The sequence below is a fragment of the Shewanella intestini genome, from assembly GCF_018221465.1.
Lineage (GTDB): Bacteria > Pseudomonadota > Gammaproteobacteria > Enterobacterales > Shewanellaceae > Shewanella > Shewanella intestini.
This window is the reverse complement of sequence record NZ_JAAIKR010000003.1, coordinates 13,574-38,136: the sequence shown is the minus strand read 5'-3', so window position 1 is coordinate 38,136 and position 24,563 is coordinate 13,574. Positions and strand designations below refer to the sequence as shown.

Below are 24,563 nucleotides of genomic sequence, written 5' to 3'. Positions count from 1 at the left end.
AGATTAACCCATGCAGCTAGCTTCTCTGAGCCAAATTGATTTTCAATTTAATGACCGCCAAGGCAAGGTTTTTAACCAGCTAAATTTGACGGTCAATCAGGGTGAGTGCCATTGTATTGATGGCCCAACCGGCTCAGGGAAGTCAACCATTCTTAAGTTGTTAACTCAGCCACAAGCATTTAATTACGATGGAGAAGTTAAGCTCGCGCCATCATTGTTAATTGGGCTGGTGATGCAAGATCCTAACATTCAAATTTTGCGTCAAACCATTGGGGCAGAAGTCGCCTTTGGCTTAGAAAATCTTGCCGTTCCTGCCCAACAAATGCCACAAAAAGTCGCTACAGCTTTAACACGGGTTGGGCTTAACCTGCCCTTTTCAACCCCAATTTCGCAACTGTCATTAGGGCAAAAGTACCGTTTAATGATAGCGGCGCAATTAGTGTTATCACCGCAGTTATTACTCCTTGATGAACCATGGGCTCAGCTTGATGATCAAGGCGTTGCAGAGTTAAGCGCTCTATTAGTGAGCTTACTGGCTGATAAGATGAGTCTTATCATTATTGAACATCAACCGCAGGCATTTAACCCACTCATTGATTTTCACTGGCAGTTAACTGGCGGACAATTAATCAGCTATTCATCGCCAGAGCCAGTAACACCAGCTGCATCAATCAAGGGATTTAATCAAGCACCATTACCGCCTCAAGCGGCATCAATAACATCAGCGCATGCATCAGTAAAGCCGCCACAAACGGTGTCTCATTCGCCTTTACTGACTATCGCCCCGCACCATTTTGGTTATCTAGCCCAAGAGCCACTTTTTGAATGTGCACGCCCATTAAGCGTATCAGCAACAGAAATGGTGTTACTCACTGGCTCCAACGGTGCAGGTAAAAGCAGTTTATTAACGGCCATAGTCGGCGGTAATAGTGACGTAGATTTAGCTGCCATTGAGCTTTTTGGGCAAAGGCCGAAGTTAGGTATATTTAAACACCGTCTTGGTTTTTTAATGCAGCGCCCGAGTCGACAGTTATTCGAACCGACCGTCATTTCAGAGCTGCAATTTAGCTTAAAACGCTTTGGATTACCGCTAACTCAAGCTGACACCGTATTAGCACAACTTGAACTGAGCCATTTAAAACATGCCTCACCGCACACGTTATCTTATGGACAGCAACATCTCATTGCGTTTGCATCCATTGCCTGCACATACCCAGCGTTTTTATTATTAGATGACCCTTTTGCAGGCCTAGATGATGAATACATGAAGAAATTAATCAAGATACTGATTGAGCTTAATCAACAAGGCTGTGGCATATTAATTGCCAGTCATCGCGTCATACCGTCTTTAAGCTACCAACAACATTGGCACATTAGTCACGGGCAACTCACGCAGCAAACTCGGCCAACAAACACGCACGCACAAGCGTTCCCCTATGCAGATTAAATCCATTAAAACGTCAGCGAAGCATTATTGTTTTGCAGCACTAGTTGTCAGCATCGTGCTTGCAAGTTGCGCATTTTTCTTACCCGCTAAAGCACTACTCGGGTTAGTTATTGTCGATATCGCCTTAGTGCTGCATGCGATGTATTTAAAACAAAAGACATTTATTCTAATTAAAATGGGACTCATGCAATTATTGGTCACCTTGCCGTTTTACTACTTTATTCACGGCTCAGCATCTTTATTTGATGGATTTATTGTGGTTTTACGGGTGTTTTTAGCCATTTTACCCGGATGGTGGTTGTCTCATACGCAACGCCCAGAAAGACTCGGTGAAGTGCTTTGTTGGTGGCTGCCAGCACAATGGTCATTTGTGATTGCCGCTTCTATTGGGTTGCTGCCTTATATCATCAAAGAAACCAAGGAAATCTATACCATTCAATGTTTACGCGGAGCACGAATTACCCCTAAAGCCCTCAGGAATCCCAAAAACTGGTGTGAACTAATCTATTGTGTCCTGCTGCCAATGTTAATTGAGCTCCTTAAATTATCAAAACAAATGGCACAAGCTGCGCAGTTACGCCATTTTGGTCACAATAAGACCCCCACTCACTGGCCAGATACACCAGATGAAGGACCACATATCAACGCAGTAAATAACACGGCTGATCACCCCGCTAACTCAAAAGAAAACCAAGATATCAGTCCGATTTTTACTCATCAATCCACGTCACCTAAAACGACATCGACAAGAGAACAACAATGAAACTGTCCTTCAATTTACAAGATGCCTTATTTATCGGTTTTTGCGCCACATTATTAGTGGCCATCAAAAGCATGATGCGCTTAAAACTCGGTCTCAGCGGTCATTCAATGTTATTAATGACCTTCTTTTATTTAATTTGCTACGGCGTTGTCGGTAAAAAAGGTTGCATCACCGTCTGCGGGTTAGTGACGGGCATATTGGCCATGATGCTCAGCGTGGGTAAAGGTGGGCCGGTGTTGATCATCAAATTTGGTTTACCCGCACTTGCCATGGACTTAACACTGTTATTTATTGCAGGTTTATTTTCCTTTCGCTGGCAAAGCCTCATTTTGGCTGCCACAGCCAGCATAGCTTGGGGCTTAAAAAGTGGGATAGGTCATTTACTGGCAGGAATGACACTACAAGTTGCACTGGCTAAATTTGGTCTTGAAGTCGTCCAAGGTGGTTTTTTCGCGTTAATTGCCGCCTTATTAGTGCCGTCTGTGCTAAATCGATTACAAGCACATGACTTAGTCACCCCCGCTGTGATGAACAAACCCTCACAAACCCCTGAAAACCATAAAGATTAGGATCTAACACATGAAGAATTGGTTAATATGCATTGATGACACCGATGATTTAGGCACTAAAGGGACAGGTGAAATTGCCGATGAAATCCGCCAATTGCTTGAACTTGCAAGTGAATATGGCGAACTTAAGCCATCAACGCAATTTGTTACTCGTCACCAGTTATATGTTCACCCTGATATTCCTTACACATCTCATAACAGTGCAATGTGTTTTAGGTTGTGTAGCGATATCAACCTTGATGCCATAAAACAAATCTGTGTTGAACACCTGATGAAAGAATGCGCCCCAGCGTCTGATCCGGGCTTAGCTATTTTAGATTTAAGCACCGATTATGACATTGAAAAATTAATCACATTTGGCCTACAAGCTAAAAAACAGGTATTAACCAAACCCGAGGCGTACTCACTGGCAACTGAGTTAGGCATTGATTTATCAGAGCACGGCGGAACAGGCCAAGGTGTGATTGGGGCTTTAGCCGGTTTAGGATTACGTTTAAGTGGCAATGACGGACGCGTAAAAGGACAAATAACATTAAAGTCGGAAAATGTAAGCCAAGGTGAAAGTGATAGCGACGTCACGACCTTAACGGTTGCTGATGTGCTTGAGCAAACGCAATTACAAGCCGTGGTTGCAACGACAGGAGAACAAGTCAACAGCGATGAAGTGATTAACTTTACTGGCAAAATTAAAGCCGTTTACATTAATCATCAGTTTACTTTGTTGGTCAGTAAAGATAACGGCATTTGGTGCAATGCGACTCGTCAGCAACTTAAGCCTTATTAAGGAGTAAGACCAAATGAAAACATGGTTTATTGAACAAGACCGCTTATGGCAATTTAAATTTGGGGTTGAAGACTTTCTGCATGCACAACATGCGGCTAAAGCTTGCGGGCAGTTTGTCGAAGACGATGAAGACGAACAAACCGATAATGTGCCGTTATCTTGCTATAACTGCATGTATCGACGTTGGGAAGTCGACAGTTTTAAATGCTACCGCAACCAATACCTAAAATCGTCAGCGGCAAAATAATAACTGTGCGACATGGTGATCTCCATGATGACAATGTCGCCATTTGTTTTATCCCATCACAAAAAAATATCAAAATATAAGGGCGACAGAAGATGTTATACAACTTTAACTCTCGTACCAGCCCTTACTTACTCAAACCCTTACTCATTCTAGCCCTTGCTCATTCGAGGGTAGCAACTTATTAGCTGACATCTTCCACTGATTGAGTGACTGCATAAACAACCTTTATATATACAGCAGCCTGATTTGCAAAAATCATGACTATACCTGCAGCTGAATTTTTGGATGCTAAACGAAACGTATCGGAAGGAACGCACAGAAAGTCACTATTGCAGGGCTGACTGTTAGCAAGAAGACGTAAAAGAAGAGACAAAAAAGACGGAATAAAACAATACCCCCTCTTTGGCAAGAGGGGATAAACAAACAGGTTTATGCTTCAGTGTCGACGCTGCCGCCACCTTGTGAAACCATTACCATTGCTGGGCGCAACAAGCGCTCATTTAAAATGTAACCTTTTTGCATGACCATCATAACGGTATTAGCAGGAAACTCTGGGCTTGGCTGCATACCAATAGCTTGGTGGTGATCGGGGTTAAATGCTTCACCTTGTGGGTCAATTTGTTTAACGCCAAATTTCTCAACCGTAGTTAAGAAACCTTTCATTGTGAGTTCAACACCTTCATGAATCGCTTTAGTTGCTTCATCTTCAGGATTCGCACCTTGTAAAGCACGTTCCATGTTATCAATAACAGGTAGCAATTCATTGGCAAACTTTTCTAAAGCAAACTTACGTGCTTTTTCTACTTCTTGAGCCGCACGAGAACGAATGTTTTGGGTTTCAGCCGCCGCACGTAGCTCAACATCTTTACGTTCTGCTAAAGCCGCTTGGCTCTCAGCGAGCTGTTGTTCAAGCTCTTCAATGCGAAAGTTAGCTTGGGTTAACTCATCCATTAAGCTTGTTTCTGTGGCTTCATCAGCTTCAATTTCAGTATTGATGACGTCTTCTACTTGCTCTTGAGGGTCGATGTTTGACTCGTTGCTCATTTTCACTCCAGCTAAAAATGCTCTATTGTAAATTCTTAGGTGTTTACCCGTTGCACAGCCATTGAATTCGTCAATGGGCATTCACACATTCAGGTAGTTTGGGTATATTATGGGGATCAATTTCGTGCTTTCAAGGCCTTGAGCAAATCAAATTCATTTATGAGTAAAAAGTTTAAAACGATTGGATTAATTGGTAAGCCACATCACAAAGGAACCAATCTCACCTTAAAACGTCTGCATCATTGGTTAACGATGCAAGATTATTGTGTGATTGTAGAAGAACGGGTAGCCACTGAGCTTGGCACGGGGATTAAATCGATGGATTTAATTGACATGGGCGGCTTATGTGATCTTGCTATTGTGGTCGGTGGCGACGGTAACATGTTAGGTGCAGCCCGGGTATTGGCTCGTTTTAATGTTGCTGTTATTGGGGTTAACCGGGGCAACTTAGGGTTTCTTACCGACTTACCGCCCGATAACTTTGAAGATGCATTGTCAAATGTGCTTGAAGGTGAGTTTGAAACTGAACATCGCTTTTTGCTAGAAGCCGAAGTTCATCGCCACGGAAAAATCACTGCCAGCAACACCGCAATTAATGAAGCCGTGCTTCACCCAGGCAAGATTGCCCACATGATCCAATTTGAGGTGTATATCGATGACCATTTTATGTACAGCCAACGCGCTGATGGCATGATTGTGTCAACGCCTACTGGCTCAACCGCGTATGCATTGTCCGCCGGCGGCGCAATTTTAACACCCAATTTACAAGCGTTGATTTTAGTCCCCATGTTCCCCCACACCCTATCGTGCCGCCCTATCGTCGTTGATGCATGCAGCACGATAAAATTAGTCGTATCCCCTGATAATGATGAAAATCTTGAAGTCAGTTGTGACGGTCATGTTCACCTTGCGGTGTTACCAGGTGATGAAATTATCATCCGCCGTTCAGGGGAACGGTTACGCTTAATTCATCCGAAAGGGCATAATTACTTCCACGTCCTTCGCAATAAATTGGGATGGGGTTCAAAACTTTTCTAAATAACCGCCCACCAATCACAAACGCTAACTAGCGATTGTGATTCACATCACACCACCTTTACTGCAATAAACGTAATCTATCGGCGATAAAATTAATCACTTTATCGCTCGACGACTGCTGTACCCCAACCGTTCTATGTGACACAGAACCATAATGGCCAAGCCACGACCGGAGCTGGATCACAATTACTTTAAGTCACCAAATTGAAACGAACAGTCATGATCTTGATCATTTATTTTACAGGCCAAATAACGTCTATTACATGCGCCCTAGTTTAACGACTATTGAGCAACATAAAAAATACAATAATAACGACTAATTAATGCACTCACATAGAGGTACGCATGACATTTTTACAACTACTCGCAAGTTTAACGCCCATTATTAGCGTAATGGTTTTTTTAGTCTTACTCCGTTTACCCGCGTCAAAGGCAATGCCCATTTCGATGGTTGTTACTGGCTTAGCTGCGGTATTTATCTGGAAAATGGACACCACATTTTTAGCCGCATCAGTCGTAGAAGGACTGTTATCGGCGCTCACCCCATTAAGTATTATTTTTGGCGCGGTATTCTTACTCAATACCTTAAAATTCTCTGGCGCGATGGACACCATTCGCGCTGGGTTTACCAATATCAGTGCTGATGCCCGAGTGCAGGTCATCATTATTTGTTGGCTATTTGGTTCATTTATTGAAGGTTCAGCAGGCTTTGGAACACCTGCGGCCATTGGTGCACCATTACTTGTGCTGTTGGGTGTCCCCCCTATTGCCTCTGCTGTTGTGGCATTAATTGCAGACTCAACCTCCGTATCATTTGGTGCCATTGGCTTACCGGTTCTATTTGGTATGGAGCAAGGGTTAACTGAAGGCGGCGTCAATATGGCTGCAGCGCAAATTGCCGCTCACGGCGGCTCTTTTGCTGATTATGCACAATATATTGCAATGCACATGATCACCATTGACCTTGTCACCGGCACGCTCATTCCGTTGGTATTAGTGTGTGTGCTTACCGGTTTCTTCGGTAAAAACAAATCATTCTTAGAAGGCCTACAAGTTTGGAAGTTTGCCTTGTTTGCAGGTCTTTCATTCACCGTTCCGGCATGGTTAATTAACTACTTTGCAGGCCCAGAATTCCCATCGGTTATTGGCGCACTTGTTGGCATGGCTGTGGTAATTCCTGTTGCAAAAAAAGGCTGGTTATTACCAAAAGAAGCTTGGCACGACTTTGAAGAGTCAGAGCTGACTTTTGATTCAAACAAAGCAGACACCGCCGACACGAAAGCCCCCGTTAAATTTACCCAAATGGCGGCATGGTCTCCTTACATCATCATGGCTGTTTTATTGGTATTGTCTCGTGTTATCACGCCATTTAAAGCCTGGTTAACCAGCTTCAATATCAGTTGGACAAATTTGTTAGGGACTGAATTAAAAGCGGGATTTGCCACGTTTTATGCGCCGGGTATTTTCTTTGTGGTGGTGTGTATTATGGGCTTTGTGTTGTTCAAGATGAACTCGAAAAGCATTAAGCAGTCATTTAGCACATCTTGTTCGTCGATGTTACCGACTATTATTTCACTAGGTGCATCGGTGCCGATGGTTAAAATTTTCCTTAACTCAGGCACTAACAGCGCCAATCTCGACTCTATGCCAGTTGCACTTGCCGACCTACTAGCGGGCAGCATGGGGGCTGTTTGGGCATGGATGGCTCCTGTTGTCGGTATTTTTGGTGCATTTTTATCTGGTTCTGCGACATTCTCCAACATGATGTTCTCTGGATTGCAGTATTCTGTAGCAGATAACATTGGGATGAACCATGCTTTAGTACTTGCTCTTCAAGGCATTGGTGCAAACGCCGGTAATATGATGTGCGTGATGAATGTTGTCGCAGCAGCAACGGTTGTCGGAATGGCTGGTAGAGAGTCGGAAATTATCCGTAAAACGATGCCAGTGGCCCTTGCTTATGCGTTTGTAGCGGGAACCATCGCCGTTATGTGGGGCGGATTCTAAACGTTGATAACATGGGCAAAATGACGACGATCATTTTGCCTTTACAATGATAAAAAACATCGAGAACAGTTATGTCTATTAATTATCAAACCGTCATGGATGAGCTATTAGTTAAACTCGGTAAGGATGCCGTAAGTAATGACCCTATTCGCCGATTTGCTTGGTCAACTGATGCGAGTTACTTTCGAATTGTGCCTGAAATCGTTGTTCATGCAGACAATGTAGAGCAAGTGAAACAAACCCTTGAGATAGCAGGTAAACATTCAGTGCCAGTCACTTACCGTGCAGCGGGTACCAGTTTGTCTGGTCAAGCCATTGGTGAAGGCATTTTGCTGATACTTGGTCACGATGGCTTTCGAAAAATAAACATTAGTGATGACAATAATAAAGTCACATTAGGCTGTGCGGTGATTGGTTCTGATGCCAATGCCGCCTTAAAACCATTAAACAAAAAAATTGGCCCTGATCCCGCCACATTAGCTGCAGCGCAAATTGGTGGTATTGTTTGTAACAATGCTTCAGGCATGTGTTGTGGTACGGCGCAAAACTCATATCAAACTATTGCGAGTACTAAATTGGTGTTTGCTGATGGCACGGAATTAGACACCGCTTGTGAACAATCAAAAGCGGCGTTTAGTGAAACCCATGGCGATATGCTGACCTCACTCACTGAATTAGCACAGATAACGCAAAATAACCCAACCTTATCAGCGCGAATCAACAAAAAATTTGCGATTAAAAACACCACGGGTTACTCAATCAATGCGTTGGTTGATTATACCGACCCATTTGATTTAATTAATCATTTAATCGTCGGCTCCGAAGGCACATTAGCGTTCGTTAACGAAGTGACCTATCACACCGTAGAAGAAGCCAAATTTAAAGCTTCGGCATTAGCGGTATTTTTTAATATGGAAGATGCGGCTCGCGCCGTTCCGCCAATGAATATTAAAGAAGTGGCCGCCGTTGAATTACTTGACTGGGCGTCAATTAAAGCCGTAACCGGTAAACCGGGCATGCCTGAGTGGCTAACCGACTTACCAGAAGGCGCTGCGATTTTATTAATCGAAAGCCGTGCAAATGACGCCGATACGTTATCTCAAAATACCAAAACGATTATTGAGAAAATTGCTCATATTGACACTGAACGCCCAATTACATTTAGTGATGACCCAGCCGTATTTGGTAAATACTGGGCAATGCGTTCTGGTTTATTCCCTATTATTGGTGGTGCACGCCCTAAAGGCACGTCAGTCATTATCGAAGATGTGGCCTTTGAATTACCGCACCTTGCCCAAGCCGCCGGTGATTTAACCGCATTATTCCATAAACACGGTTATCCTGAAGGGGTTATTTATGGTCATGCGCTTGCGGGTAACTTCCACTTTATTATCACCCCAACCTTCTCGAGTGAAGATGATATTCAACGTTTCCACGGCTTCATGCAAGACGTAGCAGAGATGGTCATCAACAAATATGATGGTTCAATGAAAGCTGAGCACGGCACTGGCCGCGCTGTAGCACCATTTGTTGAAATGGAATGGGGCGCAGATGCTTACACGCTAATGAAGCAAATTAAGCATATTTTTGACCCAACTAACCTGCTCAACCCTGGGGTGATCTTAAATGATGACCAAGAAGTCCATATTAAAAACATTAAGCCATGCCCAGTGGTTGATGATTTTGTTGACCGTTGTATTGAGTGTGGTTTTTGTGAAAAAACCTGTCCAACCTCAGCGTTAAACTTCTCGCCTCGTCAACGTATTGCCACGTTGCGCGAGATTGAACGTTTAGAGCAAGCAGGTGAAAAACAAGCCGCTGAAAAAATGCGTGCTGACTCAAAATATGATGTGATTGATACCTGCGCTGCTTGTCAGTTATGTACCATTGCTTGTCCTGTTGATAACAGCATGGGTAACTTAGTACGTAAATTACGTACACCGCACATTACGTCTACCGAGCAAAAAGTATTAGATTTCCAAGCTAAGCACTTTGGTGTGGTTAATCAGGTTATTAGCCGTGGTTTTGATGCTTTAGGTGTTATTCATAAGATCACCGGTGACGGCTTCACTAATACATTGATGAACACCGCCAGAAAAGTCACGAAAGAAGTCCCTTACTGGAACCCAGACTTCCCCAAAGGTGGTTTATTGGCTGAGCCTTCGGCACATAAACCAGGTCAACCGACAGTGATTTATTTCCCATCTTGTGGTGGCCGCACCTTTGGCCCAACGCCAAAAGACACTGATAAGCGTCCGTTACCTGAAGTGGTTATCACCGTCCTTGAACGTGCGGGTTATAACGTGGTGACCCCAGATAAAACACGTGACTTATGTTGCGGCCAAATGTGGGAATCAAAAGGTGACTTTAAAAATGCCGATGCGAAACGTGATGAGCTAATTAATGCTGTGAGCGAAATGAGCGATGGCGGCAAAGTGCCTGTTATTGTCGATGCCTTGTCATGCACTTACAGAACGTTAACTGGCAATCCAAAAATTGACTTAATTGATTTAGTTGAGTTTATGCATGACAACATTTTACCAAACATGGCAATCACCAAGAAAGGCAGTATTACGCTGCACCAAGGTTGTAGTGCACGTAAGATGAAACTTGAACCTAAATTAAAAGCCATTGCTGATGCATGTGCTGAGCGTGTTGTTGAGCCGCAAGGGATTTACTGTTGTGGTTATGCCGGTGAAAAAGGCTTGTATAAACCTGAAATTAACGCCAGCGCATTGCGTAATATAAAATCATTATTACCTGCTGAGGTCAAAGAAGGTTATTACGCCAACAGAATGTGTGAAGTGGGCTTAACTCAACACAGCGGTATTCCGTATCGTCACCTTGTTTATCTTCTTGAAGAGTGTACGCGAGGTTAAGCAATAAACAGCAACCGATTTGCTGTTCATTACGAACAAAAAAAGGCATTGTTATCAATGCCTTTTTTATTGCCTATCGGTTGTTAACCTTAATAAGAACACCGCGTTAGCATGAAGCTTTCTTTAATAACTCATGGCCCCATTTAGCGTGATAACACGTTCACCTTTCATGGCGTATTCACGGCATTATCGCTTGATGCACGTTAACGTCAGTGCCCACCCATACACGCTAATAAATCTTGCTCAAGTTTCGCGGCGTCAAGTTGCGTATCGCCAATAAGCTCCATGCGCGAATCAAGCGTGTCATCTATTTCACTAAGCTGTAACTCACCATCAATATAGTTAATCCCCAAAATACCATCATAGGTGATCACCACCGCTTTAAAGCGCACCACATTTAGTGTCCTAAGCTGCTCAACCCACACCATTAACCTGTCAAAACCAAAACTCACTTGCGGAGCGAATATCCACCCAAGGCTATAAAACTGGCCTTGTTTATCCGAAAACTGCTGATAAACCTGCCCTTTCCAATCTAACTCATCCAGTTCACTGGGGATCACATCGTCAGCCGTTTTAAACAATGAATCAGGCGTAAGTGGCAGGGAGTTAACCCCATGACGAGTACTTAATATACGGCTCGCAGGGGCAGCGGCAATAAATCGGCTCGGTGTGTCAAGCATATTCATTAAGCGAGCGAACTTTTCGGTAGACTCAACATGGCCTTGATTGTTTATTTGATAATAATCCGCGCTATCAACGACCAAGGTTGTCGCACATTCAATATCAGCCAGCCATTGCGGTAAAATATCAATTTGTTCAAGTGTACACAGATGTGATTTACTGGCAATGATGACATCAGCCACTTTAGCTTGCTCGATATAGATATCATGCTGAGTGTAGCGACTGTCTGCCAATTTTCGCGCATCAATTAAGGTCAATACCGACCCTAAGCTTAAAATCGGTTTAAAATATTCGTTTTGTAACGTGCGTAATATTTCTTTAGGGTGACCAAGACCGGTTGGCTCAATAAGCAGTCTATCTGGATTAAGTTGTTGGATTATTTGATTTATTGCTACTTTCGTGGGTAAACCTGCAGCGCAGCACATACAACCACCTGGCACTTGTTTTATCAACAGCTCAGTGTGTTGTTGAGGAGAGTCAAGCAGTCCGGCATCAATTCCGACTTGGCCAAACTCATTAACCAACACCGCCCAGCGCTCGCCTGCAGGCTTTTGCGCCAATAGCTGCTTTATTAAGGTTGTTTTTCCTACGCCCAAAAATCCCGTAATGACGTTGGTTTTAATTGGTTTAGTGATAATGCGCATAACGGTCCTTAAGATGAAGTAAAGCGTTTGCCAATATAGCGCCTAATTAACAGCTTAATTGAGGTGCGCTAACACCTCTTTAAGGTCACCAAACCATTACCCTTTTTTGGCGGCGTATTTTCCTTGGCGAGCAGGCTTTTTAGCTTGTTTATCTTGGCCAAAACGTGGTTTTTTAGCCGCGTTATGTTTGGCTGTTTTATGTGATTTAAAGGTTTTTTTCGGCTTGCTTGCTGATAATTCACGATACCTTGCAGGCATTGGCGCGCCAGGTTCATACCCTTTGGGGATCACCACTTCAATTTTTTGCTCAATTAAGGCTTCAATTTCAGCCAGTTTTGCATGCTCTTGCTCACTAAAAAATGAAATAGCTTCGCCAGATAATCCCGCTCGGCCTGTACGGCCAATGCGATGAACATAATCTTCATTGTCTTCTGGCAGTTCAAAGTTAATGACTCGAGGCAATGCAGCAATGTCGAGTCCACGAGCGGCTAAGTCGGTGGCAATTAACACCCGTAATTTGGCCGTTTTAAACTCTTCAAGTGCACGGTTACGTGCCCCTTGGGTTTTGTCACCATGAAATACCGCCGCGTTAATACCGTCAAGTGACAGTTCAGACAATAAGAAATCAGCCGACTCTTTTGTGCTGACAAACACCATAACTTGCTGCCAGTTATATTTACCAATACATTCAGCCAACAACTCCGCTTTACGACGTTTATCCAATAAATATGCTTGTTGGGTAATTCGCCCAGCCGTGGCTTGTTGTTTAACATTAATCACTTGTGGGTTGCGTAACATGGTTTTAGCCAATGTCTCTACCGCTTGGGAATAGGTTGCCGAAAACATCATCGTTTGGTGCTCAAATGCCACCAAACGTTTCACTTTTTCAATGTCTTTTACAAACCCTAAATCAAGCATTCTGTCGGCTTCATCAATCACTAAATGGCAAACGTCAGCTAAATCTAATTGGTATTGCCCCATAATATCAAACAGTCTACCAGGGGTCGCAATAAGCACATCAACCCCACGTGCTAACGTTTTGCGCTGGGGATTAATACTGGCGCCGCCATAAATAGCTAATGAGACATAAGGTAAAAACTGCCCATATTGCTCAAAGCACTGTTGAATTTGAATGGCTAACTCTCTGGTTGGTGTCATCACCAACACCTTGAGCTGCCTAGGTGAGTCGCCAATATCTGCTTGTTGCAGTTGATGCAAAAGAGATAACGCAAAGGCTGCTGTTTTACCCGTGCCAGTTTCAGCACTGGCAATAATGTCTTCACCATTAATAGCAAGCGGGATCACCTTTTGTTGCACTGGCGTAGGTTGTTGATACCCAGCCTCGCGAACGGCATCAAGTAAAGGCTGAGAAAGTGATAAAGACGAAAAAGACATGAAAGCGACTCATATAAAAATAAAGCCTTATTGTAACCTTTATCACCGCCACACTTCAGCTAAATCCCCTTTAAACCACAACATACACAACAATCGCCATGTTTACGCCTCAGTTAACGTGACATGGCGCACCTTTTGTATCATTTTGTGCGGCAGATTGAATTAACCTAGCAAATAAAGCAACATATTGACAACAATGCATTAATAACAGCCAAGCGCTGAAACAACATGTACTTGCTGAGGAAAAAACGGAATAACGCGACTTTATTCAACGAAAAATAATAAAAAGGATAACAATGAAATATCTACTCCCACTCGCCATCATCACAGGATTAACTGCTTGTGGTGGCTCAGATAGTGAAATCGCCAATCCCATTCCAGATCCCATTGAATTAAGCATTGATCAATGCTTTTTGATGGCGACATCTGAAGGTGACATGACCCTTGGGATCGACACCACCAATACCCCAGTCACTGGCGGTAATTTTATTGAATATGTCGAAGACGGATTTTACGATGGCACTATTTTCCATCGCATTGTAAATAACTTTGTCAACCAAGCAGGTGGGCTTAACCCTGATTACAGTTACAAAGAAACCCTCGCGCCTATTGAAAATGAATCCAGTGTTGGGCTTAAAAATGAACGCGGTACTTTGTCGATGGCACGCACTCAATCCATTGACTCCGCTACGTCGCAATTCTTCTTTAATATCTTAGATAATCAAAACTTAGATTATCCCAGCCAAGGCGGCTATGCGGTATTTGGGAAAGTTATCGAAGGTATTGAGATTATGGACATCATGAACGCGGTGAATACCGAAACAAAAACAGTCAATGGAATTAGCTTTCAAGATGCCCCGGTAGACAACATTGTCATTAACTCTGTTTCGGCGGTGAGTTGCCCGAGCAATTAACCTTTGCAGATTCATAAAAAAGCGTCTGTCGTGTCATGCGCGGTTAATGGTTATTTTTCAATATGGTTAACCGCTTATGCATGTTATTCACCGTTGTTACCATCAAAATAAATGACGATGACAGCCGACAATAAATAGAGATTAAACCTCCCCGCAGACCTATTCCCGTCACATTCATTTTTAGTGCAACAAGTGAATGAACCAAAACTGACCCGCCAGTGATAACTTTCAAACCATTGATTAAATGTAATTATTTAACAATACTACCCCTTTAGTTATACATATTTGCAAAGTCACGATCTGGATCACAACTTTAACCTTATTAGCCTGTTATTTTAACTTCAGAATTTCAATTTTAAGACAATCTAAGAGGTTTATTATGGCGGCTAAATTCTTTATCCCTAGCGTTAATATTCTCGGACAAGACAGCGTTAATGAAGCAATTAATGACATTAAAGCACTGGGTTTTACCAAAGCATTAATTGTCACCGACAAACCTTTAGTGGGTATTGGTCTGGTTGCCAATGTCACGGATAAATTACTCACCCAAGGAATAGAGTCAATTATTTTTGACGGTGTGCAGCCTAACCCTACCACCAGCAACGTCAAACAAGGCTTACAATTATTAACCGATAATCAGTGTGATTTTGTTATTTCATTAGGTGGTGGCTCGCCACATGATTGTGCCAAAGGCATCGCATTGGTTGCCACCAATGGCGGTGAGATAAAAGATTACGAAGGCGTTGATGTGTCAACCAAAGCGCAGTTGCCTTTGGTTGCAATAAATACAACCGCAGGCACCGCCAGTGAAATGACCCGTTTTTGTATTATTACCGATGAAGCACGCCACATAAAAATGGCCATTGTTGATAAAAACACCACGCCAATTTTATCGGTCAATGATCCAGAACTGATGTTAGAAAAACCAAAAGCACTCACCGCGGCTACCGGAATGGACGCCTTAACTCATGCTGTTGAAGCTTATGTTTCAATTGCAGCCAACCCAATTACTGATGCATGCGCCATTAAGGCCATTGAATTAATCCATGCCAATTTAGTGAATGCGGTCAATCAAGGTGGAGACATTCATGCGCGTGAACAAATGGCTTATGCCCAGTTTTTAGCCGGAATGGCATTTAACAATGCTAGCTTAGGTTATGTACACGCGATGGCGCATCAATTAGGCGGCTTTTACGACTTACCTCATGGCGTGTGCAACGCGATTTTACTACCACATGTACAAGAATATAACGCCCAAGTTGCCCCGGCTCGTTTAGGGCATATTGCCACTGCGATGGGCGAAAATATTAACGGATTAACCGAACAGCAAAGTGCTCAGGCGGCAATTGAAGCGATTAAAGCCTTATCTGCTGCGGTTGATATTCCGGCAAACTTAACTCAGTTAGGTGTTAAGGAGCAAGATCTCGCCATTTTGGCAGATAACGCCCTAAAAGATGCCTGTGGGTTGACGAACCCCAAACAAGCGACTCATGAAGAGATTTGCGCTATTTTTAAAGCCGCGCTTTAAAGACAAAGCATATACCGCGTGTGAGGCAATGCCATGATAGCGCAAATGCTAGCGGTATTTAGCTCGCGCTGACCGATATTGCCCCGCATTTAAGTCATGGCCAGCAGGCAACAACTCAGACTTAATCTGTTGGTCATGTTATCGACAATGTATAAGCAATACGTAAATCATATTTAAGGGACGCAGAGCAAGGTTTTTTGTCATCACAACACCGAAAAATAGTGCTATAACGACCACAACATAAAAGTGAACCTTCAGGTTCACTTTTTTATTGCAGTTAAAGAAAAAGGCAAATATTAGCAAAATAAAATAAAAACACTAAACTGCTGAATAAATAGCCTTTTTAAAGATAAGCAATCACTAGCAGCAACCTTCTATTGAGCCCTTTTTATTTCCATTTTACAACCCTTTAACGCCGCTTTTAGTTGATTATCTGCTGAATTATTTATATTTGATAGATAGGTCTAAATTCTTGTCGCTAACTTTGACGCTTTTCAAAATCACAGACTATGATGAAGTTAATTCAAAAATAAAGGTAGGTAAAAATGACAGCAATCACACATGTTTATAATTACACCGTACGATGCCCACATTACAAAGATAATGACCAACCTGCTAGCTGGTTAAACCATATTGAAATTAACCAATCTTGTGAAATTGCCCTTAATCGGATCACCAAATGGCACACTGACTCGGGTACAAAACTTGCAGAAGTCGGCAACTTCATTATCAGAAAAGCGGATGGCGAAAAAGCATATTTTGTTGTCCAAAGTGACCGTTTACCCCGTGATGGCCATGCATTAGTCACGTTCAAAATTTTGCTTAATGACTGTTGCCAAGACGCAGACCCAATTGAAATTACCAAACACCTTGTTGAAGATTATCAACAACGTCTTGCTAAAGTTGATTAGCCGCTAAATATTAATGGCTTAACAACTTCAACAGATTAAAGCCATTATCAGTATTCCAATAAAAAGCGCGTTGACACAATCAACGCGCTTTTTAGTGTTTGGTGACAAATTTAGCCTTTTACAATCGCTTGTTTTAACGCGTCTACAAAGCCAATAACACCTTGTTCGCTAATGTCATTATGGGTCACAAAACGTAAATGTTGCTCAGGGATGAATACATAACCTTGTTTAGCTAAATCAGCAGCAACTTGTTCAATTGCAAGGTCTGATTGCCAGTGAGCAAACACAATATTGGTTTGTGCACTGTCAACATTAAACTCTGGCATTTCAGCTAGCAGGTTAGCAAGCAATGACGCATGGTGATGATCTTGCTCTAAACGTTGTACTTGGTCAGTTAATGCTAACTTAGCCGCAGCAGCCAAGATACCAGCTTGACGCATACCGCCGCCGAGCATTTTACGCCAGCGCGTCGCTTTTTGGATCAGTTTTTCATCGCCTAATAATATTGAGCCAACCGGTGCACATAAGCCTTTAGATAAACAGATAGAAACCGAATCAAAATACTGCACCACATCACTAATCGATGTTTGCTGGGCCACCGCAGCATTGGCCACACGCGCACCATCAAGATGAATTTTCAAACCATGATTAAATGCTAAAGCTTGCGCCTGGGCTAAATAAGCTTGGGGCAATACTTTACCGCCAATGGTGTTTTCTAAACTTAATAGCTTGGTTTGAGCAAAATGAATATCGTTAGGTTTTATCGCTTGTTCTATATCAGACAATAAAATTGAACCATCAGCTTGGTTGGTCAACGGTTGTGGCTGAATACTGCCTAACACGGCTGCGCCGCCGCCTTCAAACTGATAATTGTGCGCCTGTTGACCACAAATATACTCATCACCACGATCACAATGTGCCATTAACGCCAATAAATTAGCTTGAGTACCTGAGGTCACAAATAAAGCACTGTCAAAACCAAACATGTCTGCCGCATGGTCTTGTAAATCATTAACGCTTGGATCGTCCCCATAAAAGTCATCACCTACTTCAGCGCTTGCCATTGCTGCGCGCATCGCCGGTGTTGGTTGCGTCACGGTGTCACTTCTGAAATCAAACTTTGTGGTCATTATCTTACAGCCCTTAGCTATCATTAAGGTGGCTAATATAAAACATGCCACATAATAAAAACACGCTACGACTAACACTTCTTATGAAATATGTGAGTTATACATGCATATTTAAGACCCCCATTCGTATTAACGTTTCTTTCCTTTCAAAAAATCCCCTCTCCGCCCCCTACTTTATTGTTACAAACCAATTAGATGTCACTGTTTACATAGAATATAACCCTGACGCGGTTTTATTTACCGCTAATGGCGGTTCAAGCGGTTCAAGCGGTTCAAGCGGTTCAAGCGTTGAGCAATATCTGTCGAGACACAAGCGTATTACCCACTTGGTTTAACCATAACCACAAATAAAAAAACCAGCCGCAGCTGGTTTTTATTCATTTAACAATGAGCCGCTTAGCTAGCAGGCAATTCTTTTACATTCAAATCCATTTGTGGGAATGGAATTTCAATATTGGCTTCATCTAGGGCAATTTTAATTTGCTCTAGTAACTCAAAATGCGCTGGCCAGTAGTTTGCTGTTTTAACCCATGGGCGCACAACAAAGTTAATTGAACAATCAGCTAATTCACCTAATGCCACGGTGTAAGCGGGGTCTTTTAACACATATTGGTTATTGTCTAACACTTGTGCGATGACTTTTTTGGTCGCGGCAATATCTGAGGTGTAACCCACGCCTATCACCAAATCTACACGGCGATTTTCTTGAGCCGAGTAATTGATAATCGTGCCATCCATCATTGCCGAATTAGGGGCAATAATGGTTTTGTTATCGCCGGTGCGTAACTTAGTCGAAAAAATAGTAATTTCATCGACCACACCTGCAACACCAGCAGCTTCAACAAAGTCACCTACACGACAAGGGCGGAAAATAACCATTAATACCCCAGCAGCGAAGTTAGATAACGACCCCTGAAGCGCTAAACCAACCGCTAAACCAGCCGCACCAATAACAGCGACTAACGAGGCCGTTTGCACCCCTATTTGCCCTAAGGTGGCAATAACAGTAAATACAAAGACTAAGCCCCAAACAAGATTAGAGACAAATGAGACAACGGTTTGATCAACACCCCGACTGGTTAATACTTTATCTGTTAGGCGTTTTGCAACACCTGAAAAATATTTACCAATAATAAAAATAACAATGGCGGCAACGGCTTTAAGGCCATATGTCATTAAAAATGCTGGTGCTTGTTCAATTAAACCTTCAAGGTTTTCCATGGTTTTACTCCCTTAAATAAACAGAATTATTCTGCTTTAAACATAAATTCTACTCGCCGGTTCAGCTGCCTTCCTTGTGCTGAAAGGTTACTGGCAACCGGTGCTTTACTGCTGAGGCCTTTTACAACAATTTTGCTCAGGGCAAGTTCAGGTTGTAACTGTATTAATGCAGTTTTTACTTGTTGTGCACGTTTTAACGATAACGTTTGATTTAACGGTTCGGTACCTGAATTATCAGTATGGCCAATAATCGTCAACTGCAATGAGGGAGATTGCTCAAGTATCAAGTTTATCGCCAATAAGGCTCGCCATTGAGTCGATAATAGTTGTGCACTGCCTACATCAAAATAAATACTTTTTACTACATTATTAAAACAAGCAACGCTAGCGGTCTTATTACATGCTGCAATTTGGCTTTTTAAGCTGCTCTGTATTTGTAAAATATCCGCAGGGTCTATTTGCTGGTTAATAAACTGCTGGCCAACGGTTTGCCCGTTTTTATCCACATTGTTATCTTCAATCACGGCCATTATGGCAGAGGCAGATAACTGCGCGGCTAAAATGGCGTCATTAGGGTCTTGGCAACCGTTTGCCATCACCGTCACACCCGTTGGGGTATCTGCGCAGGCATCTTTTTTATCTGGCACACCATCATTGTCAGAATCTGGCCATGCTGCAAACGCATGAAAAGACAATAAACAACATAAAAAACAAACCCTTTTTAACCCAAGCAACATACCAACTCCCAAATGATGCAGTTCATCATCGATATTTTCTACTCTTTAAAGTACGTAAATTCAAATAAGTGCTGCTGATGAAAGGATTTGTCACATAGGAGATTCACAACGGAACATCTCCCCAAAAAGACGACTTAAAGCCCGATACATTTTAAACACTTATCACCATTTCGTAAAATATATTTAACATTTACCCGCATAATGAAATATCTGTGCAGGCAAACCATAGTGATGCATAAGTTATCGACGGTAGCGACCAAAACATGAGTGCGCTTTATTCGGCTCAGTTAACAACTAACCTCTCTAAAAACACCGTTAAGTGTCGATTTTATTTACAAATTAATCTTACTTCACCCTTGCCCTGAGCCTTATCAACATTGACTTTACCGCTATTAAAAGGGTATATAAGGTTAACTTTTTTATGTTTGATGGCATTTTTGCCTCAAAAGAAGTTAATTAATATAAAAAATAAACAATTAAGCGCTCTTTGGTGTTGATACAAATGTTATTCACATTTCATTATGTCTTCATTAACAGTCGCATTTTGCAAACAAACAATCTCTGCAAATTTTTGCAGGCAATCACAAGCTTAAGGTGGAAGACTTAATGAGTGAAGCAAAAGCACCAGGTACGATACTTGGTCATCCAAAAGGATTGTTCCTCTTATTCACAACCGAATTATGGGAACGTTTCAGTTATTACGCCATGCGCGCAATTTTGGTGTTATATCTGGTCGATAAAGTTGAATCACAAGGTGGTAGCGGACTTGGCTGGACACAAGCCGACGCATTGTCGCTATATGGCACCTTTACAGGCCTTGTTTACTTAACCCCACTCGTTGGTGGCTGGTTAGCAGATAATTATCTTGGTCAACGTAAATCTATTTATATTGGTGGTTTCTTGATGGCACTAGGGCAATTTACCCTAGCAGCCCCTCATGACTGGTTCCCAGGTCTTGAAACAACATTGTTTTATATCGGTCTTGGTACTCTTATTATTGGTAATGGCTTATTTAAGCCAAACATTTCTACCATGGTAGGTGACTTATACGAAGAAGGCGATCACCGCCGTGACGGTGCATTCACCATCTTCTATATGGGTATCAACGTTGGTGCCGCGCTTTCAGGTATTATTGTTGCTTGGGCTTATACTGCATTTGGTCACCACACGGTTATTGACGGTAAAGAAATTTTTGTCAATGACTGGCAAGCCGGTTTCTTGTGCGCAGGTATTGGTATGGTCGCTTCACTCATTATCCAATTCTTCTTTGCACAGCGTTTACTCGGTGATATTGGTACCATTCCAGCGGCTAAATTAGAAAAACAAAAAAATGAAGCCAAAGGTGAATTACGTAAAGAACCACTCACTCAAATTGAACGCGACCGCATTAAAGTTATTATGGTAATGGGTCTGTTTACCGTTATCTTCTGGGCGGGCTTTGAACAAGCAGGCGGCTTGATGAACTTGTTCACTAACGAGTTTACTGACCGTATGATCGGTGGCTGGGAAGTACCAACGACTTACTTCCAATCATTAAATGCTATTTTCATTGTGGTATTTGCCCCTGTTATTGCCTCTATCTGGATTCGTTTAGGTAAAAGTGAGCCAAACTCACCAGTGAAATTTGCTTTAGGTTTATTCCTATTAGCTGTTGGTTTCCTATTCATGATTGGCGCAGTAATGCAAATGGATGGTGACGCAAGTGCTAAATCAAGCATGTGGTGGTTAGTCGGCGCATACTTCTTCCATACTATGGGTGAATTATGTTTATCACCTATTGGCTTGTCTATGGTGACTAAATTAGCGCCACTGCGTATTGCTTCATTATTGATGGGTACTTGGTTCTTATTTATTGCAGTAGCAAACAAAGTTGGCGGTATCGTGGGTTCATTTATTGGTCACGGTGGCGAAAAAGAAGAGCAACTTGCTAATGCAATGGCTATTTTTTCTGGTATTGCAATTACAGCAACCATTTCAGGTATCATTTTGTACTTTATGGCTGATAAATTAGTTGATTGGATGCATGGCGCTGAAGGCCATACTGAAAGTGAAGAAAAAGCCTTAGAAGAAGAAATGGCAGTGACTGCGGAACACGAAGCAATTAAACGTTAATAAGTTAACGGCTTAAGTTACTTCAATAAAAAATCCCCTTTCGGGGATTTTTTATTGCTCGCTATTTATCAATACGCTGTCATCTGTCATCTACATTTAAAAAACACGCTTGCGTTAAGATAACCAGTTAATGTTACTCGCACTCAAGCTGCATAAACCCGCCTGCTTTTATCTTATTATCAAAAATAAGCCCTTCAAACTGATTTTCAAGTAACGCTTGCTTGTGCTCAACTTGATGAGTACCAATACATAGCTGCTCACCTATCGATAAATGACGAAACTGAATACTCGGTTGATACCAAGAAGGGAAACCAATGGGGGCAGTATCAGGAATGGCTAACGGTGTTAGTCCCATTTCATTGCGTAAGTAACAACGTAAGCCCTTGCCCGACTGAGCAATGCTAATGCGATACTCACTAACGTCTAAACACACATAAATAATGTCCATCAAAATATGTAAACCTGAATTAACCATGCGCTCATTTAAGTATTCAAGCATTTCAGCAGGTCGAATTAAGGTGTGACTTTGACCATTTCGATAGCGCTTTAGTTGTTGATTGACAAAACTTCGCAATAACACACAACCAAAGGCGGCGCTGTTATCTTCTGGCATAAAGTGCGCCATATACAGTATAAGGTGTTTGTCCCCCACCATGGTCGAGTCGATGAAGTAAGCACTAACATCATTGTTTTTATACAAGGTATAGTGGATAAGTGCTTGGGGGTATTCAATAGCAGAGCTTGGAAATAACTGTTGCTGCACACTTTTAGCCGCTTCGGCACTTTGTTCAAGTAACAACAGATTGTCATTTAATTCTTGGTATGAAAGGTCGATAAGTTCAGTGCTTTGTGGCGCAACGTGCTGCTCAACGGCTTTTGTGCCAGTAAGCAGCGCCTGCTCAACGGCTTGTTCAATCATAAATAAGTCGGTAACCGGTTTGACCAAGTAATCACTTGCGCCAATGCGTAGCGCTTCGACCACATCGGCCATGGCGTCGTTACCTGAGATAACAATGGCAGGGATCGCCGGGTTAATATCAACCATTTGTTTTAGCATATCTAAGCCCCCAACGACGGGCATGCATAAATCTGCGATAACAATATCAAAGTGTTGACGGTTAAACAGGTCGACCCCTTGCTCGCCATCATTGGCAATATTAACCACCGCCCCTTGGGCTGCAAGGAAATCAGCAACAAGTTGACGAAATACGGGGTCGTCTTCCACTAAAAGTACTGCAACATCTGTTAGCGCCATAAAACAACTCCCAGAGAATGATTCAGAGCAGCTCCTCTAATCTAACTCGTCCATATATTCATCTAACAATGCATCATCTTCATTATTTGAAGGGGGAAGGCCATCATAAACCTTGTAGTCCATGCGTTGTAAAAATGCTTCTTTTACAAAAGTGTATGGGTCGAGTGCGTTGTCTAATAACCGTTCTTGATCAATGGCCGCTGCGCGAGAATGAATGCTTTTCAGGCCCCATTTAAGGATTGATTGCCAAAAAGTAAATTCTGATAGAGGAAAGTATAGACCATCAACCCAATCTGTCGTGATTTCTCTGGTGACGTAAGGGCCGAAAAACGGTGCCATAAAATAAGGTCCATTGGGCACGCCGTAATACCCTAACACTTCGTTAAAAGCATCTTGTTTGCGCGCCAAGCCCATCATATCGGCAACATCAACAATCCCTAATAGCCCAACCGTTGTGTTAATTGTAAAGCGTCCACCAGCATTAGCCGCCCAGCCCCATTTACCTTGAAGTGCGTTATTGACCAACGAACTTGGCTCGTCAAAATTTAATATAAAGTTGTTTACCCCCGTTTTCACGGGCATCGGCACATAGTCTTGATAACCATGAGCGACAGGGCGCAAAAGGTATTTATCAAGGTAATGATAATTAAAGTCCCACATGGCGCGGTTAAACCCTTCAAAAGGATCGCGGTCATCGTTGTAGACAACCTCAGCAACAAGTGGCGTTGTTGCTTGCTCAGCATGGGGAGCGTCAGCTATTTTTTCAGCATGAACGGGTAGCGCAAACAAGGCTGCAAGTAAGGTAAGTGAAGAAAACAATATCCTGACAAACTTCATATACATCTCTTATAAATTGACTAAGACTTTGGGCTTTTTAATCGCCCAGAAAAACTGATATAAACCAAAACTATGGCAGATAACAACTTGTACGTAATAAACTGCATATTAGGTCATGTTGATCTTACGCGGTTAAAATCAGCTAGAAAGATCAACACGCGCCAGTCTTTTTGTTAAAGCAATTTTTTCTCAAGTCGATACTGACTATATGTCGGTAGCCATTATCACTTCGTATTATATTAACCAAGCATTCTCGATAATTTGGCCGATTTTACAACCCAAGAGCCCACACATGGGTTAAAGGGTAGCTTAAAGATAGCCAAACGAAATATGCTAGAGAACAAATCAATGACAATTGTCGGTTAGGGCTAATTTTAAGATGTGCAAGGATACGCTTGAAAAAAGCGGATGCAAAACATT

The 24,563-nt window shown here is 42.4% G+C and carries 20 protein-coding genes; 12 read left to right on the top strand and 8 right to left on the bottom strand.

Annotated features, from left to right (window positions below):
- The first annotated feature begins 10 nt into the window (after positions 1–10).
- Genes G3R48_RS04840 through G3R48_RS04820 form a run of 5 tightly spaced genes read left to right on the top strand, consistent with a single transcriptional unit; the run spans position 11 to position 3,810 of the window.
- Positions 11–1,447 (top strand): ATP-binding cassette domain-containing protein, encoded by a 1,437-nt coding sequence (locus G3R48_RS04840; protein ID WP_153662652.1) that lies wholly within the window; start codon positions 11–13, stop codon positions 1,445–1,447.
- Positions 1,437–2,210, top strand: coding sequence for an energy-coupling factor transporter transmembrane component T family protein (locus G3R48_RS04835; protein ID WP_153662654.1), 774 nt, complete (start codon positions 1,437–1,439; stop codon positions 2,208–2,210). The genes G3R48_RS04840 and G3R48_RS04835 overlap by 11 nt, the downstream gene beginning before the upstream one ends.
- Positions 2,207–2,779: a core component of ECF transporter gene (locus tag G3R48_RS04830; protein WP_153662656.1), complete on the top strand. Its 573-nt coding sequence runs from the start codon at positions 2,207–2,209 to the stop codon at positions 2,777–2,779. Before G3R48_RS04835 ends, G3R48_RS04830 begins: the two co-directional genes overlap by 4 nt.
- Positions 2,780–2,789: 10 nt before the next feature.
- On the top strand, positions 2,790–3,563 hold the full coding sequence (locus G3R48_RS04825) for a DNA-binding protein (RefSeq protein ID WP_153662658.1): 774 nt from the start codon (positions 2,790–2,792) through the stop codon (positions 3,561–3,563).
- Between the two features lie 13 nt (positions 3,564–3,576).
- On the top strand, positions 3,577–3,810 hold the full coding sequence (locus tag G3R48_RS04820) for a hypothetical protein (RefSeq protein WP_153662677.1): 234 nt from the start codon (positions 3,577–3,579) through the stop codon (positions 3,808–3,810).
- A gap of 429 nt (positions 3,811–4,239) precedes the next feature.
- Here the strand turns inward: G3R48_RS04820 and grpE are convergent, their stop codons facing one another.
- Complete coding sequence (gene grpE, locus G3R48_RS04815) at positions 4,240–4,854, bottom strand: nucleotide exchange factor GrpE (RefSeq protein WP_153662679.1); 615 nt, start codon at positions 4,852–4,854, stop codon at positions 4,240–4,242.
- A 159-nt stretch (positions 4,855–5,013) separates the two neighbouring features.
- On the opposite strand from grpE, the gene nadK reads away from it, so the two are divergent.
- From nadK to G3R48_RS04800, 3 genes are all read left to right on the top strand, one after another.
- Positions 5,014–5,892: an NAD(+) kinase gene (gene nadK, locus G3R48_RS04810; protein WP_153662681.1), complete on the top strand. Its 879-nt coding sequence runs from the start codon at positions 5,014–5,016 to the stop codon at positions 5,890–5,892.
- Positions 5,893–6,237: 345 nt separating this feature from the next.
- A complete protein-coding gene (locus G3R48_RS04805; protein ID WP_153662683.1) occupies positions 6,238–7,899 on the top strand; it encodes an L-lactate permease in 1,662 nt (553 codons plus the stop codon).
- 71 nt (positions 7,900–7,970) lie between these two features.
- Entirely contained in the window at positions 7,971–10,778 is a 2,808-nt protein-coding gene (locus G3R48_RS04800) for an FAD-binding and (Fe-S)-binding domain-containing protein (RefSeq protein ID WP_153662685.1), read from the top strand.
- A gap of 209 nt (positions 10,779–10,987) precedes the next feature.
- On the opposite strand, the gene G3R48_RS04795 is transcribed toward G3R48_RS04800, so the two are convergent.
- Entirely contained in the window at positions 10,988–12,103 is a 1,116-nt protein-coding gene (locus G3R48_RS04795) for a CobW family GTP-binding protein (RefSeq protein ID WP_153662687.1), read from the bottom strand.
- Between the two features lie 96 nt (positions 12,104–12,199).
- Positions 12,200–13,498 (bottom strand): DEAD/DEAH box helicase, encoded by a 1,299-nt coding sequence (locus G3R48_RS04790; protein ID WP_153662689.1) that lies wholly within the window; start codon positions 13,496–13,498, stop codon positions 12,200–12,202.
- A 296-nt stretch (positions 13,499–13,794) separates the two neighbouring features.
- Between G3R48_RS04790 and G3R48_RS04785 the strand changes: the two genes are divergently transcribed.
- From G3R48_RS04785 to G3R48_RS04775, 3 genes are all read left to right on the top strand, one after another.
- The gene (locus tag G3R48_RS04785) at positions 13,795–14,412 is read left to right on the top strand and encodes a peptidylprolyl isomerase (RefSeq protein ID WP_153662691.1); all 618 of its coding nucleotides are present in this window, start codon (positions 13,795–13,797) and stop codon (positions 14,410–14,412) included.
- 379 nt (positions 14,413–14,791) lie between these two features.
- Positions 14,792–15,940: an L-threonine dehydrogenase gene (yiaY, locus tag G3R48_RS04780; RefSeq protein WP_153662693.1), complete on the top strand. Its 1,149-nt coding sequence runs from the start codon at positions 14,792–14,794 to the stop codon at positions 15,938–15,940.
- 545 nt (positions 15,941–16,485) lie between these two features.
- Positions 16,486–16,851, top strand: coding sequence for a cytoplasmic protein (locus G3R48_RS04775; protein WP_153662695.1), 366 nt, complete (start codon positions 16,486–16,488; stop codon positions 16,849–16,851).
- Positions 16,852–16,961: 110 nt separating this feature from the next.
- On the opposite strand, the gene ltaE is transcribed toward G3R48_RS04775, so the two are convergent.
- The 3 genes from ltaE to G3R48_RS04760 all read right to left on the bottom strand — a co-directional run bounded on the left by ltaE (position 16,962) and on the right by G3R48_RS04760 (position 19,939).
- Positions 16,962–17,981, bottom strand: coding sequence for a low-specificity L-threonine aldolase (gene ltaE, locus G3R48_RS04770; RefSeq protein WP_153662696.1), 1,020 nt, complete (start codon positions 17,979–17,981; stop codon positions 16,962–16,964).
- Positions 17,982–18,377: 396 nt separating this feature from the next.
- Positions 18,378–19,202 carry a mechanosensitive ion channel family protein gene (locus G3R48_RS04765; RefSeq protein ID WP_153662698.1) on the bottom strand — a complete coding sequence of 275 codons (825 nt, stop codon included), beginning with the start codon at positions 19,200–19,202 and terminating at the stop codon, positions 18,378–18,380.
- A gap of 26 nt (positions 19,203–19,228) precedes the next feature.
- A complete protein-coding gene (locus G3R48_RS04760; RefSeq protein ID WP_153662700.1) occupies positions 19,229–19,939 on the bottom strand; it encodes an OmpA family protein in 711 nt (236 codons plus the stop codon).
- A 606-nt stretch (positions 19,940–20,545) separates the two neighbouring features.
- Here G3R48_RS04760 and G3R48_RS04755 point away from each other — a divergent pair.
- On the top strand, positions 20,546–22,051 hold the full coding sequence (locus tag G3R48_RS04755; RefSeq protein WP_153662702.1) for a peptide MFS transporter: 1,506 nt from the start codon (positions 20,546–20,548) through the stop codon (positions 22,049–22,051).
- 133 nt (positions 22,052–22,184) lie between these two features.
- On the opposite strand, the gene G3R48_RS04750 is transcribed toward G3R48_RS04755, so the two are convergent.
- Positions 22,185–23,306 carry a response regulator gene (locus G3R48_RS04750; protein WP_153662704.1) on the bottom strand — a complete coding sequence of 374 codons (1,122 nt, stop codon included), beginning with the start codon at positions 23,304–23,306 and terminating at the stop codon, positions 22,185–22,187.
- A gap of 36 nt (positions 23,307–23,342) precedes the next feature.
- The gene (locus G3R48_RS04745; RefSeq protein ID WP_153662706.1) at positions 23,343–24,143 is read right to left on the bottom strand and encodes an MlaA family lipoprotein; all 801 of its coding nucleotides are present in this window, start codon (positions 24,141–24,143) and stop codon (positions 23,343–23,345) included.
- Positions 24,144–24,563 lie beyond the last annotated feature (420 nt).

Excerpts from the sequence above, each read along its gene's own strand:
- G3R48_RS04840 (WP_153662652.1), top strand. The coding sequence starts at position 11 with ATGCAGCTAGCTTCTCTGAGCCAAATTGATTTTCAATTTAATGACCGC.
- G3R48_RS04835 (WP_153662654.1), top strand. The coding sequence starts at position 1,437 with ATGCAGATTAAATCCATTAAAACGTCAGCGAAGCATTATTGTTTTGCA.
- G3R48_RS04830 (WP_153662656.1), top strand. The coding sequence starts at position 2,207 with ATGAAACTGTCCTTCAATTTACAAGATGCCTTATTTATCGGTTTTTGC.
- G3R48_RS04825 (WP_153662658.1), top strand. The coding sequence starts at position 2,790 with ATGAAGAATTGGTTAATATGCATTGATGACACCGATGATTTAGGCACT.
- G3R48_RS04820 (WP_153662677.1), top strand. The coding sequence starts at position 3,577 with ATGAAAACATGGTTTATTGAACAAGACCGCTTATGGCAATTTAAATTT.
- grpE (WP_153662679.1), bottom strand. The coding sequence starts at position 4,854 with ATGAGCAACGAGTCAAACATCGACCCTCAAGAGCAAGTAGAAGACGTC.
- nadK (WP_153662681.1), top strand. The coding sequence starts at position 5,014 with ATGAGTAAAAAGTTTAAAACGATTGGATTAATTGGTAAGCCACATCAC.
- G3R48_RS04805 (WP_153662683.1), top strand. The coding sequence starts at position 6,238 with ATGACATTTTTACAACTACTCGCAAGTTTAACGCCCATTATTAGCGTA.
- G3R48_RS04800 (WP_153662685.1), top strand. The coding sequence starts at position 7,971 with ATGTCTATTAATTATCAAACCGTCATGGATGAGCTATTAGTTAAACTC.
- G3R48_RS04795 (WP_153662687.1), bottom strand. The coding sequence starts at position 12,103 with ATGCGCATTATCACTAAACCAATTAAAACCAACGTCATTACGGGATTT.
- G3R48_RS04790 (WP_153662689.1), bottom strand. The coding sequence starts at position 13,498 with ATGTCTTTTTCGTCTTTATCACTTTCTCAGCCTTTACTTGATGCCGTT.
- G3R48_RS04785 (WP_153662691.1), top strand. The coding sequence starts at position 13,795 with ATGAAATATCTACTCCCACTCGCCATCATCACAGGATTAACTGCTTGT.
- yiaY (WP_153662693.1), top strand. The coding sequence starts at position 14,792 with ATGGCGGCTAAATTCTTTATCCCTAGCGTTAATATTCTCGGACAAGAC.
- G3R48_RS04775 (WP_153662695.1), top strand. The coding sequence starts at position 16,486 with ATGACAGCAATCACACATGTTTATAATTACACCGTACGATGCCCACAT.
- ltaE (WP_153662696.1), bottom strand. The coding sequence starts at position 17,981 with ATGACCACAAAGTTTGATTTCAGAAGTGACACCGTGACGCAACCAACA.
- G3R48_RS04765 (WP_153662698.1), bottom strand. The coding sequence starts at position 19,202 with ATGGAAAACCTTGAAGGTTTAATTGAACAAGCACCAGCATTTTTAATG.
- G3R48_RS04760 (WP_153662700.1), bottom strand. The coding sequence starts at position 19,939 with ATGTTGCTTGGGTTAAAAAGGGTTTGTTTTTTATGTTGTTTATTGTCT.
- G3R48_RS04755 (WP_153662702.1), top strand. The coding sequence starts at position 20,546 with ATGAGTGAAGCAAAAGCACCAGGTACGATACTTGGTCATCCAAAAGGA.
- G3R48_RS04750 (WP_153662704.1), bottom strand. The coding sequence starts at position 23,306 with ATGGCGCTAACAGATGTTGCAGTACTTTTAGTGGAAGACGACCCCGTA.
- G3R48_RS04745 (WP_153662706.1), bottom strand. The coding sequence starts at position 24,143 with ATGAAGTTTGTCAGGATATTGTTTTCTTCACTTACCTTACTTGCAGCC.